Consider the following 19,009-nt stretch of genomic DNA (forward strand, 5'->3'; position numbering starts at 1 on the left):
GGCTCGGCTCTTCGTGGTTGCTGGGGAATTGAGTTCGTGTCGTTGAACACAAAGGGGCCCGTGGCCTTGCTGGGATAGTGTGTCTAGGCATTCAACCTAGAACAGGACGAGCCTTGATCGAGCCTACCGGGGTCGCAGCCGACGCTGCCACCGTTCTCTTCAACCTGCCCGACTACGGCGTCATTTCCACCGTTGTTAATGCCGGCGGGCGGCAGGTGATCGTTGAAACCGACCAGCTTCCGGGCTGCCCGAGCTGTGGGGTCATTGCGTCCCGGAGGGAAGAACGTCGTGTTCAACGACTGCGCGATATTCCCGTCACCGGGCCGGTGGACTGCTCTGGTCCAGGTACCGCTGGCACTGCGAAGAAGAGGCGTGCCCTCGGCTGTCGTTCTGTGAATCCACCACCCAGGTGTCACGCCGTGCCCGCTCCATGGCCGGGCTGCGGGATCAGCTCGTGGACGCGGTCATCCGCTCGGGTCGGGCCGTGTCGGAGACCGCCGCCCGGTCCACCGTGTCCTGGTGGATGATCAGGGCGGCGGTGACCGAGGCCTGCCTGCTGCAACTGCCCGAGGTGGACAAGCTCAGCCCGCGGATGCTGGGCCTTGATGAGCACCGGTTCCGGTCCGTGCACTACTTTCAGGACCCGTCAACAAAGGCATGGACACGGTTCGAGCCATGATGACAACCAATGCGGACCTGGACCCGGACAGGTCCTGGTCGACGGCCGCGACCACAAAGGGTGTCGMKGACTGACTATTTGCCAGGCCCTTGGAGTTGTGCCTGGCCCTGCAGGTCGTCGCGATCGCCCCCCGACGGCAYTCAGGAGGGCGTTGCGGATGTGGTTCCCCGCACCGTGGTCGYTGTCGCTCATTTTCACCTGATCTCGCTGACCAACCAGGCCGTGACCAAGACACGGCAGAACATCTCCCAACAGGTCAAGGGCACCGCGGCCGGGCCATCGACAAGGCCTGGGCTCACCGCATGCTCCTGCTGCGAGGCGGCGAAATACTCAGCTGCTGGGCGGGCCCCCGACTCGAGGACGTGTTCGCCCTCGACGATCCAATCGGCACGTTTCAGGCCGTCTGGAAAGTCAAGGAACAGCTCCGGGCCCCGCTCCGCACCGGCTAGCACAAAGACCGTGACAGCAACATCAACTCACGCAGTGGCTTCTGGACTTCAGCAGCTGAAGGCCACCCTCCACTTCTCGATGAGAGGCCAAATTCTGGGAAGAGTTCACCCTCGGCCCCGTAGAACGGGTCTGGAAATGCTATGGGTCTGCGACGGACATATCAATTTTCGTTACCGCTAAGTGATGCCCTGGTTCGAATGGTCAGGCCACCAAGGTGGCCATGATCGGCCAGGAGGACGCTAATCGGAAGATGCGGCCGTCCAACCACGACCAGAGTCCACACAGAAGCTGGACGAAATCAGCTGTGTCGTTCGCAAGCGTGCACGCCGCGCATGTTTACATATCTGACAAAACGAATTCACTGGTGGAAGAGATCAGGATTGCGGAATCCACGCTCAATTTAGTTGGCAGGGTCTTCATCGCTCCCGGAGGCTTTTACTTTGACGGACGCAAGGACAGCCTCGGGAAGCAGGTCGCATGTACGTTGCAGTCAAGGTTGTGGACGCTATTCAATGCGCTGTGCAAATCATTCGACGGATCGCCATCCCCATTGATAGGGCCGAGCATCGAAGTCGCTAAGCTTCTTGAATCAGAACAGTTGAAGGAATCGAGAGCATCGGTGCCTAAATACTGCGAGTGGCAGATGAACAGAGGGGAAATGGATCCGGAGGTTCTACAGCCGGGCGTCAACTTGCTCGAATCTATGCGCTCTGTCGGCTACTCACTCGAAGCGTCCATCGCCGACCTCATCGACAACAGCATCACGGCGACAGCGAAGCACATCGTCATTGACGCTGACGTTGTCGATGGCAAGTACGTCGCGATCCTGGACGATGGATGCGGTATGACTCCGCGGGACGCTCGCGAGGCCTTGCGGCTGGCAGGAACGCTAGGAGACCGCAAAGAGTCGGACCTCGGTCGTTTTGGGCTTGGCCTCAAGACGGCGTCGCTGTCACAGGCTCGCTGCTTGACCTTGATCACGAAGCGCGGCGGCATGGTCACTGCTTTACGTTGGGACATCGACTTCGTGCACAAATCAGGTCAATGGCTCCTCATTGTCCTGGATGAGACCGACATCAGAGGCCTGCCTTTGTGGGCCGAGTTTGATGCTCAGCCCACTGGGACGCTCGTTCTTTGGAACGAACTTGACCTCCTGCTCGGTGACACAATCTCGCCCGGATCCTATCTCGCTGAACGGCTCGGGGGAGTCCGTTCTAGTCTCTCGCTCGTCTTTCACCGCTTTCTCGCTGACCGCCGCGATCGGATCACCATCACCGTTAACGGGATAGCGCTGCGGTCGATTGATCCGTTCCTGTCCGACAATCCGAAGACCCAGCGCACAGCACCGGAGTCGCTTCGCATCGGAGGCGACGAGGTGCGTGTAGAAGGTTTCACGCTTCCCCACCCCTCTGGTCTTACGACCGAGGAGCGGCAACGGCCAGACCTCCGTGAGGGTATGCGGGAGGCGCAAGGATTCTATGTGTACAGGAACCGCAGGCTTATCTCGCACGGTCACTGGTATGGCCTAGCACGCATGAACGAACTGTCGAAACAGACCCGCGTCCAAGTTGATGTGCCGAGTACGCTGGACGCGCTCTGGCAACTCGACATCAAGAAGTCTCGTGCTGAGCCACCCCAGTCTTTCAAGCTGCGCCTCCGACAGCTCATTGACCCCATCCTCAACCGTGGGCGCAAGGTCCACGCCTTTAGAGGGAGGCGAGAGAATACCGAAGTCGCGCACGTTTGGACGAAACTGAAGACCCGCGACGGCTTCGGCTATGAGGTGAACCTCGAAAGTCCGCTCGTCGAGTCGGTCCTTTCCCGCCTCGCCACCGATGACGCCGAGAGAGTCGTCGGCTTGTTGCAGACCATCGCAAGCACCTTTCCTCTCATGGATGCCTACGTCGAGGTCGCAGCCAACGTCCCTTCGGTCACTCGGAAACCTGAGCGTGAGGCACTCATCACGAGTCTCCAAAACATTCGACGGTCAGGGCTGTTCAGTACAGACCCCGAAATTGCCCTGACACAGCTAGCCAACGTCGAACCGTTCAACAGCTATAACGATTTAAGTACGCTTGTCTATCTCGTCTGGAAGGACGCCGATGCCGCTGAATGACCGTCAAACAGATTTCAAGGGGTACCTCAAGGATCAGTTGTTCAATAGAGTTCGTCCGCTGACATTTGACGAACTGGAGACGAAGGCCGCGGGCTTTGCCTCGTTGCTGTTCGAGGACCTCACCATGACCGAGATCGGCGAAGTCCTCCAGGAGCTGACCCAGGAGAACGCAGTGGAGATGGCTCTTGGCGACTCCATCGTCGACCCGACGACGTTCCGGCCTTGGATAGCTCAGCGCCGGAAAGAGGTCGAAACACCCCGCTGGAAGGCGTACGAGAAGTTACTCGTCAGTCGGGACTGGGAAGCGAAAGTCATCAGAACCCTCGACTCGCAGACCGACGACGTACTCGAGCTGCTGGGTGATCCACTCCAGGTCGACGGGACATGGCCTCGACGTGGTCTCCTCATGGGTGAAGTTCAGTCCGGTAAGACAGCTACCTACCTCGGCGTCCTTAATAAGGCTCTCGACTACGGCTACAGCGTGATCGTCGTCATTGGTGGCCACACCGAGGACTTGCGGCAGCAGACACAGACAAGATTCGACACTGACCTGCTCGGAATAGATTCCGAAACATGGGAAGACGGCATCAACCATGCCGCCATACGGAATGTGGGTGTCGGTGAAATTCACCGCCTCCGTGCCCACCTGATGACGACGGTCCGACACGACTTCTCAAAGTCAAAGCGCGGTTCAAGCATCACTTGGGTTGAGGGCGGGCTCCCAACGGTATTCATCACCAAGAAGACCCCCTCACTCCTGGACAACATCCGAACGTACATCAAGAGCCAAGCGCCAGGCGGTCGGCTTGACATCCCCCTTATCGTCGTGGACGACGAATCAGATTGGGGAAGCCCGAACACACGCGACAAGACTGACCCGACGAGCGTCAACAAGGCGATCCGTGCACTCCTCGATGTCTCGACGCGCAGTTCCTACCTGGCGATTACAGCTACCCCTTTCGCCAACATCTTCATTGACGACCAAGCATCATTCGAGTTCGTCGAGAAGCCGAGGCGTGGTGAGCCAGTAGCCGACGGCCCCGGGACCGTGCTCCACGACCTATTCCCGAGCGACTACATCCGAGTCATGTCCCCACCAACCACATACCGCGGAATAGGAACCTACTTTCGCGAGGCCGACCACACTTCGATCACCACCGAGGTCGATGACTGCCTGGCGATCCTTCCAATCAAACACAAAAATCACCACCCCGTCATCGCACTCCCGGAGTCGATGGAAACCGCGATAATCGAGTTCCTTCTCGGGACGGCCGTGCGCCGCCTCCGCGAGCGGAGGATCAAGGCCTCCTCGATGCTCATCAACGTTTCTCGGTTCAAAAGCGTAGAACGCCAGGTCTCGATACTGGCCGACAAGTTTCTCCGGCAGACAGTCGGCATGATCCTCGGCGAGTTCGCCCGGCAGACTGCAATCAAAAGCGTCGCAGCCATAAGAGTTCACGACATATGGAACGAGCGTTTCGCCAACGTGAACGATGTCGAATGGCAACAGGTAGCTGAGAAACTCGTCGAGATCGCACACGGGTTCAGGATCGACCTCATCAATGGAGACACTGCGAAAGAGCGCGCGAAGCGCCGGAAACAAATGACCCTCGCAGAGCGGCAAGCCGACGACCTCGACCCGAAGATCGTAGTCGGCGGCGACATCCTCTCCCGCGGCCTCACCTTGGATGGCCTCCAAGTGAGTTATTTCGTCAGGGAACCCCGCACAATGGACACCCTCATGCAGATGGGACGCTGGTTCGGTTACCGCCCCCGCTTCGATGACCTTGTGCGCATCTGGATGCCGGAAAGGACCCGAGCGGACTTCACCCACTCCGCTGAAGTCACCGAGGAACTACGGGAGACACTCATCGACATGAAAGCACGCGGGCTCACGCCGAGGGACTTCGGCCTGCGGGTCCGCGTGCATCCTGACAGCGTCGATATCGTGGCGGCGAACAAGGGACGCGACACCGAGTTCGTCGAGATCGGTCCAATCGTCTGGGAAAACCGCCTCGCGGAATCCTACGATCTCACCGGCGACGAAAACGTTGACGAGGCAAATCAGGCTGCCGTCGAGAATCTGATAGCACGTCTCGACCCTGCCGAATCGGTGAAAACAAGCGGCGGGTTCGAATCGTGGCAGCATGTGTCCCTCGACACAGTTCTGGAATTTTTCCAAACCTTCCAGGGGTCACCGGGCACACCAGCCAATCAACCCTTCGGCCGGCACACCGACGGGACTCTGCCAATAACGGATGCTTTCAAGGTTACGCCCGGACGCGATCGCTGGAGCGTCGTGTTGGTGAGTAGCGGAGAAGGGAAGCCTCACAAATTCGGAAACGATTTCGAAGTCACCATGAGCGTCCGAAACAACATGGGACGTAGTCGAATAGACGGGCACATCCGGCTCGACCGCCGCCGCGTAGCCACCCCGGGCGACGTCATCGGCTCGCTCTTACCGCCGGAGCGCGAGGCAATGGAAAAGGAGCCTCGTTACACGAGTGGCGGCAAGCCGATGTCATCGCAAAAGCAGACACTCGAATGGATCAATCACCCGATTCTGATGATCTATGCCGTCAGCGCAGATGAACCGGCCATCCCGCAGGACTCCTCAGATCTCACGCAGGTTGAAACAGGTCTGACGCGGGTCGCGGTGGCAATTGCATTCCCGAAGATGACTCAGGAACAGATCGTGAATGCCACTCGCGATTCGAAAACCTACCAGGTCAACCAGGTCTACTGGCGCGCCTACAACGGCTTCGTTGAAGACCAGGGTGACGACGAAGTCGACGAGAACGAAAACTGATGGATGCCACTAGCCTGAGATCGCAATTCGAGCAGGTGCTCGCGGCCGAGAGCGGACGAATCATAGTCATCGCCCAAACGCCTTTCATGTTTGCGGCCGTCAATGACAATGGCCGAGCAGCCCTATTCGTCCGTGTTTCGCTCAAGCCCTCACAGGTCGTCCACGACGGCCAAGGCTTTCTTGTGAAGACAACGCGGAGCGGAAAGAATGACTATGTGCAGATCACGGCCATTGACCAGGGACTTCCTCCCCTGTTCCTGAAGCTGATCGAGTACGTCCTAGATCGAGTGTCTGCGTCGACATCAATTCATGAGGGAGCCGAGGTTCTGATCCGGTCGATTGCAGAGTATCGGCGCTTCGTCGGTCAGCGACGCGGTCGCCTATCCGAAGCCGTTGTGCGCGGCACCTTTGCGGAACTCCTTTTCCTACGAACAATCATCGCTGGTGGCATGGATGTGGAGGAAGCAGTGACAGCATGGCGGGGGCCCTGGGCAAAAGCGGGCCTGGGCATGCATGACTTTACCTTCGCCAACGGGCGCGGAATCGAGGTGAAGTCTACTCACCAGCCGGCCGACACTATTCGCATATCGTCGCCGAGCCAACTCGTCCCATCAGATCTACCGCTCGATGTCCTTGTGCTGCCACTCGAAAACGCGCCGGATGGATCCACCATGGCGGTTCCTTTCCGTGAGTACGCGCTTGAAACCGGCGAGGCCGTCGCGGCTGCCGGCCCGGGTGCGGCTGAGAAATGGGATGCCGCGTTGGAAGCTCTCACATTGGACCTATCCGACGAGTGGTACGACAAGTACCGTTTCCTTCCCGGCGAATGGCGACGGCTTGCAGTGAAGCATGGATTCCCGCACCTCGACATCGCTTCCCTTCCTGCCGGGATAATCGACGTCCACTACTCCCTCGAATTACTGAGGCTGACCGCCTTCGTGGCCCCGTTCAGCGAACTCCTCTCCGAGATGGAATTGTCGTGAGCACTCAAGCCGATGACCTTCGCAACGAGATCAAGGTCGAGTCCGTAGCCGGCGAAGGCGCCTTCGAGATTGAGGCGTTCGCCGAAGCGTTCGCCCGGAGGCTAGAAGATTCGGAAGCGGTAGCGGATCTCAATGTCGAGCCGCTTCGCTGCAACGGACCCCGAAGGAAGCGCCTCGAACTTCTTGGGTACGCAGAAAGCCCAATTGAGCAGTCCCTTGTGATACTGGCTGGACGCTACTTCGGCAGGGACGCAACACTCACGATGAGCGATGCCAAGGACGCCATCGGACGTGCAACCGGATTCATCGAAGCGTCTGCAAACCACTGGCTGACGTCCAACCTGGAGATGTCGTCGCGCGAGTGGGAGTACGCCGATTACTTCTCGAAGCTGATTGCTGGCGAAAAGATCGCCAGAATCCGGGTAATCCTCATCACCGATGGCCTGATGAGCGGTCGCATCCGCACGATTCCGAGTGGCACCGTTGCTGGTCTGAAGACTACCTACGAGATCTGGGACCAGCCACGAATCTTGGACGCCACGTTGCCCGAGCGGGGCAGCGAAGACATCCGTGTTGACTTCACGAAGTGGCTACCCTTTGGACTTCCGTGTCTGGCCACCCGCAGCAGCGACGAGACCACCAGGACCTACCTCGCGGTCATCCCGGCCCGCGTCCTCGCGGATGTGTTCGATGAATACGGTAGCCTGCTCCTGGAATCGAATGTACGGACCTTCTTGAGCGCGCGGGGTCAGGTTAATCGCGGCATCCAGAACACCCTGGCTCAGGAGCCTGCGAAATTCCTGGCCTACAACAACGGGTTGACGACCACAGCTACTGCAGTCGAACTCGGTAGCTCAACTGAAGGGATGACGATCCGTGGCCTCGACCGCTGGCAAATCGTGAATGGCGGTCAAACGACCGCCTCCATTGCACATTTCCTGCGCAACAACAAGAGCGATGCCGACATCGACGAAGTTTCCGTACAGATGAAACTCGTAACCGTCAGCGAATCCGACTCGGCAACCGTGGTGCAGGCGGTCGCCAAGTACGCGAACAGCCAGAACAGAATAAGTGCAGCGGACTTGTTCTCCACGCACGAATTCCACATCCGTATGGAACAAATCAGCCGACGTCTTAAGGCGCCGGCAAAAGAGGGTCAGCAGTACCAGACCGGTTGGTTCTACGAGCGCGCGAGAGGGCAGTGGGAGAATGCTCGAAACGCGCGTGGATCCGCCGGTGAGCAGGCAAAATTCGAGCTGGAGTACCCGAAGTCCCAGCGCATCACAAAGACAGACTGGGCCAAGTACGATTACTGTTGGAACCAGCACCCTGACCTTGTCAGCAAGGGTGCCCAATCCGTCTTTGCCGACTATGCCACGAACGTAGATATGCAGTGGACAAAGAACGATGGCAAGGGTGCTGACGTCTACGGAGATAGCTATTTCCGGGCAGGTATCAGCAAAGCAATTTTGTACGAAACGCTGCGCTCCCAGGTTCTCAAGCAGGATTGGTACAAGGCAGCCCCCGGTTACCTCGCGAACATAGTTGCATATGCGATCTCTCGCTTTGCCTTCGAGCTTGGAGTTCAGTTCGAGGGAGCCCACTTCGACTTCATTCGAGTGTGGCAACGCCAGACGATAAGTGACTTGACACTCAAGGCGCTCATCGGGATGGCCCACGCAGCGCAGCAACACCTAACCGACCCGAGCCGCCCACAAGCGAACGTGACCCAGTGGGCGAAGCAGCAGGCGTGCTGGGAGCGATTCAAGAAGGTCAACGTTCTACTCGGAAGTGGCATGAGGAACGACCTCGTCGCAGCTGACGAAGCGCGAGGGCATGCCATTGACGACCGCAAGCAACGCGCTATGGACACCGGCTTTGAGGCCGTCAAACGCGTCCTGGCAGTCAGTCCGGTGGTGTGGAAAACGGTCTATCACGCGCAAGTCCCGATTTCCCCCTCAGAGAAAGATCTCGTGGAAGTATTTGGGCTTCGTCAAGGGAGGGTCCCCTCTGACCGTCAGGGAGCCGTTCTACTGCGACTACTAAGGCGAATGGCCGAGACCGGAATCATCGGGCGCGACGACTACTAGCTGATCCTTCCTCGAATTCTCGATCATGAGCAGGCCGACGGGAACGGCGATGATGCCACGGTTTTGTTCAGACACTTTCAGGATTGCGCGCATCCGGGTTTACGAAAAGGCTCCATAGGACTGGGCCACCTACATCGTACTCAATATTCACGTGGAAGGGTTTCATCTGCCATCTATCCCAATGCTCGCCAAGCCGGCGGGCGAAAGCCCTTAGATCAGCAAAGTCATGAAACCCTCATGAACCGCTGCAGCATTCTACAAGTCCGGGCTATCAGCCACGAAGTCCGATGATAGGACACAAGTGCTTCACCCATCCTGGACGGGCGCCCGGAGGGATCAGATCCTTGCCGCCGTCAGCCCGGGTAGTCCACTCCCAGCTGGGCGAGGAACTGCCTGCACTGCCCGCCAAGGTTGTACGTAATGGACGACGCCGCGTGGCTACCAAGGCCCTTCGCGTACACGGTCCCGCCGATGGTCAGCGGCCTGCGGTTCGCGTCCCCCAACGCCTGGCCACCGTTGCTCATGTCCAGTTCAGCCGGTCCCCAACCGTTGGTCATGCTGGACCAAGGAACGTCGCTGGCATATACGACGCCGGCGGGTGGCGGTGGCAATTCAGCCGCGATTGCTGCGGGGCTGGCTGCGACTACGGCAGCAACCAGCGTCGCCCATATGAACGCTGCGGATGCGGTAGTTGCGGCCAGACGTCTGGCCAGGGTTTGTGGGTGCAAGTGAGGCTCCTCACTGAGTGGGTTTCCTCAAGGAGTTTCTTGTGGTCGCACCGCGGAGGGCAACGAAATGCACAGGACTGAACACGGTCGCGCAGCGCCCCTACAGCCTCACCTTGTAGACGTGGTGGGTGGATTCAGCGGGGAAGTCATCCGTGAACTTCCCGTCCTTCACGGCGATGGTGCGGTTCTGGTTCACTACCTCAACCGTCTTGGGAGTGACACCCGTTGGCAGGGTGAAGCTCCGCTGCCCGGTCTGCGCGTCCTGCGTCATGGCGAAAATGTAGGCATCCCCGTTGTAGCTTTTCAGCATGGTGTCCAGCCCGTCCCCGAAGTTCCACACATAGCTCTGCGTGTTCAGAACCGGCGCCAAAGCCTTCACTTCCGCGTTGATCTCACCCATGGCCTGCACCTGATCCCGGGAGCAGGCGGTGTTGTGGATGCGGACGTCCGCGAGCGCATCTCCAGACATGCACGGGTTATCGTCGCCACCACCAGGTGACTGGGTAAACCAGACGATTCCGCGCGACTCGTGGATGAGCATCGCCCACACCTGGGCTTTCACCCTGTCCGGCGTCATCTGGTCGGACAGGTCATGCTCCCCTTCGGGACTAAGCACTGTCGGCACCATCCAGATGGGCGAGTACACACCCCTCGCGGCGTTGACCTCCTGCATCACCTGCATGGCTTTCGCGTACGCCGACGACGTCTGGCAGGTGGCCGTCGTCGTCGGGTTGTATCCCTGGGGTGTGCGCAGCCGCCATTCCCGGCAGGCACCTGCATAGTAGTAGTTGGACGTCGAGGACACGTCCACGGTCTCCCAATAACGCTTGGTGATGTCCATCGGCGCGTCGTAGCTGATGAGGGATGGAGTCCAGTTGGCGTAGGTAAACCGGCCCTCCTCCTTGGCCTTCAACTCTGCGATGGTCTTGTTCATGTGGGCTACCCCCTCATCCCAACCGAACCTGCCATCTACTTCGTCGTCGACGTAGTTGCCCGGGAGCTGAGCCCAGTCATCCGATGCGTTCTTCACTTTCATGAGCGAGAACATGCCGTACTGATCGAAGAGGGCGTAGTCAGTGTCCGGGTTCAGTTGGACGTAGAAGTTGATGCCATGTGCTTTGTCGAACTGCATCTGCTCGCCGTTACCCGATGCGTACCAGACGCCGATGGGGAAGAAGCCCGGGTCGTCCCACCCTGCGGCGTCGGCCTTGCTGAACTTCTTATAGAAGTCCGGACCACCGTCCCAGGGAATCCTGGCGAGTTTGGCCAATACCGCTGGAGGCGTTGCGGAGGGCGAGCCTGTCGATGAGGCAGACGCCGTGCCTGTCGGGGTTGCTGACGAGCTCGACGGCGGGGCGCTGGGGTCCGTTGTTGCCGTGCAGCCGGTGAGTAACAGGACGGCAACCGCTGCTGCCGCTGTGAAGTAGCGAAGGCGCCTCATTGCTCCTCGATTCCGTCCCGATTCGGTGAAACCTGAATGTCTATAGGATGACAGGGCTTTCCGCCAGCCCCTAACAAAACTTCGGCGATCCGGATAAGCTCCGGTCCATCGCGTGATGGCTATGTTGCTAATGGGGGTAACAGTGATGTTCCGATCAGGGTCGACTACTAATGCACGGCGCACTACTCATGCATTGCAAAGGGTTGGAAGCCGGAGACGCCCGCTTATCCTTGGCGCAGCCGTGGCCATGGTTGCGGTCTTTTTCTTGGGCCTCATGGTGGTTCCTGCCCAAGCAGACAAGACCGCCACCCAGGCTTTGAGCGTCCCCAGCAACAACTGGGACTATATCTACATCGGTACCGAGTACTTTCACGACGTTCTTGCCCGTGACACAGCGGGCGATCTCTGGGTCTACGCCGGCGATGACCATGGTGGCTGGATAAAACCCCGCTTCAAAATGGGCGAGGGGTGGAATGCCATGACGGCGATTGTGGGTCCGGGCGAATTCCAAAGCGAGTACACGGACGACCTCCTGGCCAGGGATGCAAACGGCGACTTGTGGCTCTACCCCGGCACGGGCCGTGGGGTTCTCCAGCCCCGAATGCAGGTGGGCGTGGGCTGGAACGTCATGACTGCTTTGGTGGGACCCGGTGACTTCAACGGTGACCACAGGGTGGACCTCATGGCCCGTGACGCCGAGGGGCGCCTCTGGTTGTATCCCGGTGACGGCCAGGGCGGATGGCTCCCACGGTTCCAAATCGGCGAAGGCTGGAACATCATGACGGCCCTTATCGGTCGCGGCGATTTCAACGAGGACGGGAAAATGGACCTCCTTGCCCGCGACACCAGCGGCCGCCTTTGGCTCTACCCCGGAAACGGAACCGGCGGATGGCTGCCGCGGATGCAAGTCGGCGAAGGCTGGAACACCATGACCGCAATCATTGCTACCGGAAACTTCGACATCCATACCCAGGGGAACTCGCAGATCATCGCCAGGGACACCAATGGCATCCTTTGGCTCTATCCGGGGATTGGAAGCCGCCATCTGGAGCCGCGGAAACAGATCGGAGAGGGCTGGAACGTCATGACCGCGCTGGTCTGATCCTTCCACCTTGCTGGATCTGGTGGAGGCGAGTGTTTATCCGCCGGACGTCCAGCCGCGCTCGTGAAGTCGCTCAACGCCGTCGAGCAGCAGATCGAGAGCGAACTCAAACTCAAACTGGTCATCGCAACCGTGGCCCACAACTGACGCGTCGTCGTGGGCGGCGGCCAGGGCGATCTTCAGGAGGTGAGGATGGCTCTCGGCCATGTGCTGAATCATCGCCGTCTGCGCGTCAGGCGTGATTTCGGTTGGCTCCCGTCCTTCTGAGTCGTCAAACACTTCCTGGGTGAATCCCCACATGCGGCTGCCCAAAGCGTGCATGACGTGATGGGTGAGGTCGGGGGTCAGCCCGCCGGCCAGAAGCAACCCGGCGAGGGTGTCCATGTACTCCAGCACAGCCGGTGTCGTGTTTGTTCTGGTCTCGATCACGGAACGAGCCCACGGGTGCACCATGAGGGCGCGTCGCGCCGAGAGCACTCTCAGCCGGACAGCACTCTTCCAATCTGCATCGCGGATTGGAGGATCGATCTCGCCCACAATGGTGTCCACCATGCCGTCGAGGAGTTCCTCCTTGTTGGCTACGTGTTTGTAAAGCGCCATGGGTACGACGCCGAGTTCCTGAGCGAGTCGTCGCATGCTGAGCGCGTCAATGCCAACCTCGTCTGCAAGTTCGACGGCGGCGCGAAGCACACGCTCCCGGTTCAGGGGAATCCTGCGCGTCTCCATTTGTTGGCTCATGGGCCCTCCAGCCTGATCGTTTGCGCCAACCATTGACAGTGTGTACAGCGTACACCTACGCTTTCGCTCATGAAGGTGTACGCCGTACACCTACGAATCAAAAGGGCCAGACCATGAGATCAGAAAGCTCCACCCCTGTGTTCCAAAGCCGCTTCCGCCGGGCGCAATGGCCCGTCCCCACTGGATTGATCTTCCTCAGCCTCATCCCGGTGATTGCCGGGGCAAGCCGCCTTACCGAACTGACGGGCGGCGGCGCCGTGACGCCACAGAACGAGCGGTTCTTCGACTCACCCATATCAGTGGTCACCCACATTGTCTGCGTCACCGTCTACTGCCTGCTCGGAGCCTTCCAGTTCGTCCCCTCACTTCGCACCGGCAGGCGCAAGTGGCACAGGATGACGGGGCGCATCCTCGTTCCTGCGGGCCTCCTTGCCGCACTCTCCGGCCTGTGGATGTCGGTGTTCTACGCGCTACCGGACGGCGACGGCGAGGCACTCCTGATACTTCGGCTCGTCTTCGGATCGGCCATGGCGGTAAGCATCGTCCTCGGATTCATGGCTGTTCGGCGCCGGGACTTCGTTGTGCACAGTGCGTGGATGACCCGGGCTTACGCAATCGGTCTCGGCGCAGGAACGCAGGCCCTTATATTCCTGCCCTGGATGCTTGTTTTCGGCCCTACAGACGAGGCGACCCGGGCGGTACTCATGGGCGCCTCCTGGATTATCAACCTCGCCGTCGCCGAGTTGGTCATTCGCCGGCGGGCAAGGAAATCGGCACCAGTGCTCCATCCTGTGAGGCGATCCGTTCAGACCTCAGTGAAATCGTCACGATAATCTGCGCGCCCGTCGAAAGCTTGGCACTGCCCAGATTGTCATTTCGGAAATTTCCGACATATCATTATCGAGTGCTTCCCGACGTCTTCGGCGCCCTCGCGAACCCTTCGCGGCGTACCATCCTCGATAGCCTCCGTGAGGGTCCCTTGACGGCGGGCGATCTCACGGGTCGTCTGGACCTCAGCCGCTCTGCTGCCTCCGAACATTTGGCAGTCTTGCGCGAAGCTGGCCTGATCCGCGAGGAGCGGCAAGGCCGGAACAGGATCTACCACCTTAAGGCCGAGGGCCTGCGGGATGCCAGCAACTGGCTGAAGCACTATGAGCAATCTTGGAACCAGCGGCTCGACGCCCTGGCCGAACTATTGGATGAGGAAAACACTCCATGACCGAAAACGCCATCAAACTCGAGCGCACCTTCCCGCACCCCAAAGAGGCAGTGTGGGCAGCCCTGACCACGCCCGAACTCCTTGCCCGCTGGTGGGCTGCCGGCGACATCGCACCCGTGGTGGGCCACCGCTTCACCATGGACATGGGTGGATGGGGCCAGCAGCAATGCGAAGTCCTCACAGTGGAGCCCGGTTCAGCCATCACCTTCATGTTCGCCGAGGGAGTCCTGGACACCACCATTACCTGGCAGCTGGAAGCCACAGAAAATGGCACGATCCTGCACTTTGAGCACGCGGGCTTCCGCCTCGACACCCCCATGGGAAAGCAAGCCCTCGAGGGGATGGGCAACGGATGGCCGGGCCTTCTGGCGCGGATCGACCAGGTCCTGGTTGGCGTTAGCTAGGCCGTCGGCACGAAGGCAGGGTCCGGCGTCGTACATCGAGCGCGGCCAGCATGACGCACCGGCCTGAACCTGAGGAAGGAAATTTCACCTGCAGGATTTTCGGGGCGATCGTCCTCCGTCGGCTTTGTCGATCAGAACGCTGTGTTCGTAGTGCGTTGTCCAGCTCACAGCTTCCAGGTCTTCTGTGGGGGGAGCAAAGGATGTACCGTGAGGCTATACAAAATGTATTTTTTGCCACCGGAGGGAGACGAGATGCTCACCATTCAAGATCGTTTGGCCCGGACTTTTGCCAATCGCGAGTTGAACAGGTTGGACATCCTGCGGTCCTGCTCGATGGCCCACGCCGAGGGGCTGACCCAGGCCGAAATAGCCCGACGGCTCTCCATCTCCCAACCGGAGGTCCATCGGATTCTCCGCAAAATTGAGAACTTCCCGGAGCTGCTGAAGCGGACTCCTCGTGAGGTCATTCTCGATTTTCATGCCGAGAAGATCGGCCACGACGCCATGATGCTCGAGCTGAAGAACTGGCACTACACCTTCGCTGAAGACGCCGAACCGGGCAACCCCGAGGGGGCGCTGGTGGCCGGGGATTGGGACCAAATCGTCGACGCTGTGCACCGGGACCTCATCGATGTCGCTGATTACGAGGCATTGCTGTCGACCGTCCGCCCGACGGCCGCCTAGGTGGATGATGCGACCCTGCGCAGGGTTGACGGAGAGTTAAATGCCCTGACGTCGCTCGGAGGGGAACTCCATCGGCACTCACCTTTGGCCACAAACCGGCCGGGGCAGCTTGTCAGCCCCGAACGCATCCGTTTTCAACGTCGGCTCCTCGACGAGTTCATAGCTGAGGGAGAAGCGGACGTCCAAAAGGACGGTCTGGCTGCCGTGGTAACCGCGGGACCGCCCGGTGCCGGCAAATCGACCATAGTCAGGAACCTTCATCTTGGAGGCCCAGGCTGGCGAATCATCGATGCTGATGAGATCAAACTGAAACTGCTGGATGCCGCGGTGCGCGACGGAATCTTCGACAAAGTGCTGGTCCGACGGTTGGCTGACGGGTACTTCATCATGCCCAATGAACTCTCCAGCTTGGTTCACAACGAATCCGTTCAACTGGCCGACCGACTCATCGAGCGCTCGCTCGAAGCACGCGAGAACGTTGTCATCGAAGGAACTTTATCCTGGCCAGGCCTTCCGCGGCAGTACACCCGGATGCTGGAACTCCACGAATATACGAACGTGACGATTGTGGATGTTGAAGTGGATTGCGCTACGGCGCTCGAGCAGGCTTACTTCAGGTGGAGTGAGGGACGCACGAAGGCAATCAACGGTGACCGGAATGGCGGCGGTCGGTTCACGCCGCGCGAAGCAATCACGGCAATCTATGACGCTTCGGGCTTCAGTGTGTGCAACCAAAACGCCATCGACCTCTTCAACAGCCCCGGCGTGGCCGGCTTCAGCGAGGTGGGGCTGATTGTCTCGACCGGGCCCCTGCCTGAGGACCGTCGGGTCTATCGGAGGATCGTGGGCGACCATGTAGGAGAAGCACCTGGTTATCTGAAGGACACCAAGCGCACGACGAAGGTCGATTAGCCCCACTCTGGATTTAGCACTCGGCGTGCCCGAACCGGAAGTTGCTAGCTCCCCGTGGCCAAAACCACGTTGATCTGATCGCGGATCTCATCTCCGACCTGCTCATCGGTAAGGCCGCCATTGGCGGAGGAGCTCATGCTGATGAACATGATCGCCGAAATGACGCGGGCAATTTTCGCGGGGTCCCGGGCCGTCAATTGCTCATCGCGGCCCAACACCTCTGCGATGGCGGCTTCCGTGCGCATGGTCAACGCAAGGGCCTCCGCGTGGTGGGGTTCGCTGGGATCGCCGAAGACGATCTCTTTCAGGTAGGTCCGGCCGTTCTCGATCTGGACCCGATTGCATTCGATGATGGGTCGGATGATCGCCATGATCCCATCAAGGACGGCCTCTTCCTGTTCCGCGGCGGCGACGCCCGAGTTGAGCGCGTCGGCATATTTGACGTTGTGGACCAGGAGAAGCAGCTCCGCCTTTGTCTTGGCGTACAAGAACAAGGTTCCCGATCCGACGTCGGCCTTGTCAGCCACCTGCTGGGTGGTGACCTCGTCTACGCCGTACTGGGTGAAGAGCTCGCGGGCCGCAGCGGTGATGCGGTCAAGCTTCTCCTGCTTATTCCGCTCACGTCGGCCAAGGGTCTGGGGCACAGCCTGCATTCAAATACCGTATCAGCGGCCCAGGAATTCGAGGGCGACGGGGACGAACTCCTGGTGGTACTGGAAGATTCCGCCGTGCCCTGAATCGGGGTAGATGACGAGCTCGCTGCCCGGAATCCGGCGGTGCATATCGTCGGAGAGTCGGGAGGGGACCATACGGTCGTTGTCGCCGTTGGCAATGAGTGTCGGCTGGGTGATGGCGCCCAGGTTAGCCGGTTCAGTGCGACCCCACTTCTTGATGGCCTTCAACTGCGTCTGGAAAGCCTTGGTCTTGATCGGTGCGTCCAGGTTGGTGGTGCGCTCCTTGAGCTGCTGGATAAATGCCCTCGCGGCGGGCTTGCCAGCGGCATTGCGGTTGAAAAACAGGAATTCCTTGGGGTCCTGGCGGGTCAGGGTGGCTCGCAGGACGTCGTAGTAGGTGACGCGAGCCACCTTATCGATGTCCTCCCCACCGGCAGGACCTGTGCCGGCAAGGACAAGCTTCCGCACCAGCTCCGGGTATTTGACCACCAACGCCTGGGCAATCATGCCTCCGAGCGAGAATCCAAAGAGATCTACTTTCGTGTACCCGAGCGCCTTGATGAAGGTCGCGGCGTCATCCGCCATCTCCTCGATCGTGCCCGGAACGTCGCCGGTAGTGGCACCGACACCACGGTTGCTGAAGGTGATCACGTGGTGCTTCTCGGCGATGGGGTCGATGATGCGCGGGTCCCAGTTGTCCATTGTCGCGGCGAGGTGAACCAGGAAGACGACGGGGATTCCATCCTTCGGGCCCAGCTCACGGTAACTGTAGGTGACGCCGCCAGCGGTAACCGTGCTGACCGGTGCGTCCTTGTAAGCGGTGATGACGTTGCTCATGATATTTGTTCCTGACTTTTTGATTGGCACTAGTTGATTGGCTCAGTGGCTGACGACTGTTTTGCCGCGGACGCCGCCCTTGTCCAGCTCGGCAAGGACGTCCGGCGTCTGGTCGAACGGGACTACCCTGCCGACGACGGGGCGAATTTCCCCGGCGTCGATGAGTGCGGCAATCTCCCGGAGCTGGCTGCCGTTGGCGCGCATGAAGAGGAACTCGTAGGTGACGCCGAGACGACGGGCTTTACGCCGGATGCCAGCACTAATGAGGGCCACAGCGCCCTTCATCACGACGTTCGCGCCGAGCTGTTGGGCGAAACTGGGATCAGGCGGGCCTGAAATGCCGATGGCCTTACCGCCGGGCTTGAGAACCTTCAGTGATCGCTCCAGATTCTCGCCGCCGAGGCTGTCCAGCACGAGATCGTAGCCGTGGAGGATCTCCGCGAAGTCCTCCGTCCGGTAATCAATGACCACGTCCGCCCCGAGCTCGCGGACAAAGTCCGCGTTCTTGGCGCTGACGGTCGTCGCAACGGTGGCACCAAGATACTTGGCAAGCTGGATCGCGATGGAGCCCACTCCCCCGGCTCCCGCGTGAATCAGGACCTTCTGGCCCGGGCCAACCTTGCCGCGTTCCACGAGTGCCTGCCAGGCGGTCAACGCCACCAACGGCAGGGACCCAGCTTCGTCCATACTGATCGACGCCGGCTTGATGGCCAGGTCCGCCTCCGCCACAGCGATCCGCTCGGCAAACGTGCCGATGCGGTCCTGATTCGGGCGGGCGAAGACCTCATCGCCCGGCTTGAAGGACCGTACTTTCGCCCCGACACTGACCACTACGCCGGCGAGATCGTTGCCAAGGATCAGCGGCAGCCTGTACGGGAGAATCTGCTTGAACTCCCCCTGACGGATCTTCTCGTCCAACTGGTTGAGGCCAGCCGCCTTCACCTGCACCAGCACGTCATGCTCGCCGACTAGGGGCTCGGGAACGTCAACCTCTTGCAAGGCTTCTTTGTATTTGTTGAGGACGAAGGCTTTCATTGGGGTTCTCCTGACTGAATAACTGAGTTAACTCAATTCTGAGGCGACTCAGTTCTTAAGTCAAGAGGGTGCCGCGGCGCCACGGAAAACGGCACGAAAAAGGAGACA

At 59.8% G+C, this 19,009-nt stretch carries 18 protein-coding genes; 12 read left to right on the forward strand and 6 right to left on the reverse strand.

The annotated features are described in order from the left end of the window. Nucleotides 1-409 precede the first annotated feature (409 nt). From AC1DD5_RS24285 to AC1DD5_RS24310, 6 genes are all read left to right on the forward strand, one after another. Nucleotides 410-679, forward strand: coding sequence for a hypothetical protein (locus AC1DD5_RS24285; protein WP_477522948.1), 270 nt, complete (start codon nt 410-412; stop codon nt 677-679). 302 nt (nt 680-981) lie between these two features. Then, on the forward strand, nt 982-1,128 hold the full coding sequence (locus tag AC1DD5_RS24290; protein WP_477522949.1) for a hypothetical protein: 147 nt from the start codon (nt 982-984) through the stop codon (nt 1,126-1,128). A 221-nt stretch (nt 1,129-1,349) separates the two neighbouring features. Next, entirely contained in the window at nt 1,350-3,245 is a 1,896-nt protein-coding gene (locus AC1DD5_RS24295) for an ATP-binding protein (protein WP_477522950.1), read from the forward strand. Then, the gene (locus AC1DD5_RS24300; protein ID WP_477522951.1) at nt 3,232-6,054 is read left to right on the forward strand and encodes a Z1 domain-containing protein; all 2,823 of its coding nucleotides are present in this window, start codon (nt 3,232-3,234) and stop codon (nt 6,052-6,054) included. Before AC1DD5_RS24295 ends, AC1DD5_RS24300 begins: the two co-directional genes overlap by 14 nt. Continuing rightward, complete coding sequence (locus AC1DD5_RS24305; protein WP_477522952.1) at nt 6,054-7,037, forward strand: PD-(D/E)XK motif protein; 984 nt, start codon at nt 6,054-6,056, stop codon at nt 7,035-7,037. Before AC1DD5_RS24300 ends, AC1DD5_RS24305 begins: the two co-directional genes overlap by 1 nt. Next, nucleotides 7,034-9,127 carry an AIPR family protein gene (locus AC1DD5_RS24310; protein ID WP_477522953.1) on the forward strand — a complete coding sequence of 698 codons (2,094 nt, stop codon included), beginning with the start codon at nt 7,034-7,036 and terminating at the stop codon, nt 9,125-9,127. Before AC1DD5_RS24305 ends, AC1DD5_RS24310 begins: the two co-directional genes overlap by 4 nt. A 353-nt stretch (nt 9,128-9,480) precedes the next feature. Here AC1DD5_RS24310 and AC1DD5_RS24315 read toward each other — a convergent pair whose 3' ends face one another. Beyond that, the gene (locus AC1DD5_RS24315) at nt 9,481-9,855 is read right to left on the reverse strand and encodes an NPCBM/NEW2 domain-containing protein (protein WP_477522954.1); all 375 of its coding nucleotides are present in this window, start codon (nt 9,853-9,855) and stop codon (nt 9,481-9,483) included. A gap of 100 nt (nt 9,856-9,955) precedes the next feature. After that, complete coding sequence (locus AC1DD5_RS24320; RefSeq protein WP_477522955.1) at nt 9,956-11,296, reverse strand: hypothetical protein; 1,341 nt, start codon at nt 11,294-11,296, stop codon at nt 9,956-9,958. Nucleotides 11,297-11,543: 247 nt separating this feature from the next. On the opposite strand from AC1DD5_RS24320, the gene AC1DD5_RS24325 reads away from it, so the two are divergent. Next, entirely contained in the window at nt 11,544-12,398 is an 855-nt protein-coding gene (locus AC1DD5_RS24325) for an FG-GAP repeat domain-containing protein (protein ID WP_477522979.1), read from the forward strand. Between the two features lie 36 nt (nt 12,399-12,434). On the opposite strand, the gene AC1DD5_RS24330 is transcribed toward AC1DD5_RS24325, so the two are convergent. Further along, complete coding sequence (locus AC1DD5_RS24330; RefSeq protein ID WP_477522956.1) at nt 12,435-13,136, reverse strand: TetR/AcrR family transcriptional regulator; 702 nt, start codon at nt 13,134-13,136, stop codon at nt 12,435-12,437. A 113-nt stretch (nt 13,137-13,249) separates the two neighbouring features. Here AC1DD5_RS24330 and AC1DD5_RS24335 point away from each other — a divergent pair, with 113 nt between their 5' ends. The 5 genes from AC1DD5_RS24335 (at nt 13,250) to AC1DD5_RS24355 (ending at nt 16,355) form a co-directional block, all read left to right on the forward strand. After that, nucleotides 13,250-13,969 carry a DUF2306 domain-containing protein gene (locus AC1DD5_RS24335; protein ID WP_477522957.1) on the forward strand — a complete coding sequence of 240 codons (720 nt, stop codon included), beginning with the start codon at nt 13,250-13,252 and terminating at the stop codon, nt 13,967-13,969. Nucleotides 13,970-14,040: 71 nt separating this feature from the next. After that, nucleotides 14,041-14,355, forward strand: coding sequence for an ArsR/SmtB family transcription factor (locus tag AC1DD5_RS24340; RefSeq protein ID WP_477522958.1), 315 nt, complete (start codon nt 14,041-14,043; stop codon nt 14,353-14,355). Beyond that, entirely contained in the window at nt 14,352-14,759 is a 408-nt protein-coding gene (locus AC1DD5_RS24345; protein WP_477522959.1) for an SRPBCC family protein, read from the forward strand. Before AC1DD5_RS24340 ends, AC1DD5_RS24345 begins: the two co-directional genes overlap by 4 nt. 252 nt (nt 14,760-15,011) lie before the next feature. Next, nucleotides 15,012-15,443, forward strand: a complete 432-nt coding sequence (locus AC1DD5_RS24350; protein ID WP_477519111.1) for a helix-turn-helix domain-containing protein — start codon at nt 15,012-15,014, stop codon at nt 15,441-15,443. Next, nucleotides 15,444-16,355, forward strand: a complete 912-nt coding sequence (locus tag AC1DD5_RS24355; RefSeq protein ID WP_477522960.1) for a zeta toxin family protein — start codon at nt 15,444-15,446, stop codon at nt 16,353-16,355. It abuts the gene before it with no gap. Between the two features lie 44 nt (nt 16,356-16,399). Here AC1DD5_RS24355 and AC1DD5_RS24360 read toward each other — a convergent pair whose 3' ends face one another. Genes AC1DD5_RS24360 through AC1DD5_RS24370 form a run of 3 tightly spaced genes read right to left on the reverse strand, consistent with a single transcriptional unit; the run spans nt 16,400 to nt 18,901 of the window. Further along, complete coding sequence (locus AC1DD5_RS24360; protein ID WP_477522961.1) at nt 16,400-17,008, reverse strand: TetR/AcrR family transcriptional regulator; 609 nt, start codon at nt 17,006-17,008, stop codon at nt 16,400-16,402. Between the two features lie 12 nt (nt 17,009-17,020). Then, on the reverse strand, nt 17,021-17,866 hold the full coding sequence (locus AC1DD5_RS24365; RefSeq protein ID WP_477522962.1) for an alpha/beta fold hydrolase: 846 nt from the start codon (nt 17,864-17,866) through the stop codon (nt 17,021-17,023). A gap of 42 nt (nt 17,867-17,908) precedes the next feature. After that, nucleotides 17,909-18,901, reverse strand: coding sequence for an NADP-dependent oxidoreductase (locus tag AC1DD5_RS24370; protein ID WP_477522963.1), 993 nt, complete (start codon nt 18,899-18,901; stop codon nt 17,909-17,911). Nucleotides 18,902-19,009 lie beyond the last annotated feature (108 nt).

The organism is Paenarthrobacter sp. 10L420, from assembly GCF_056395385.1.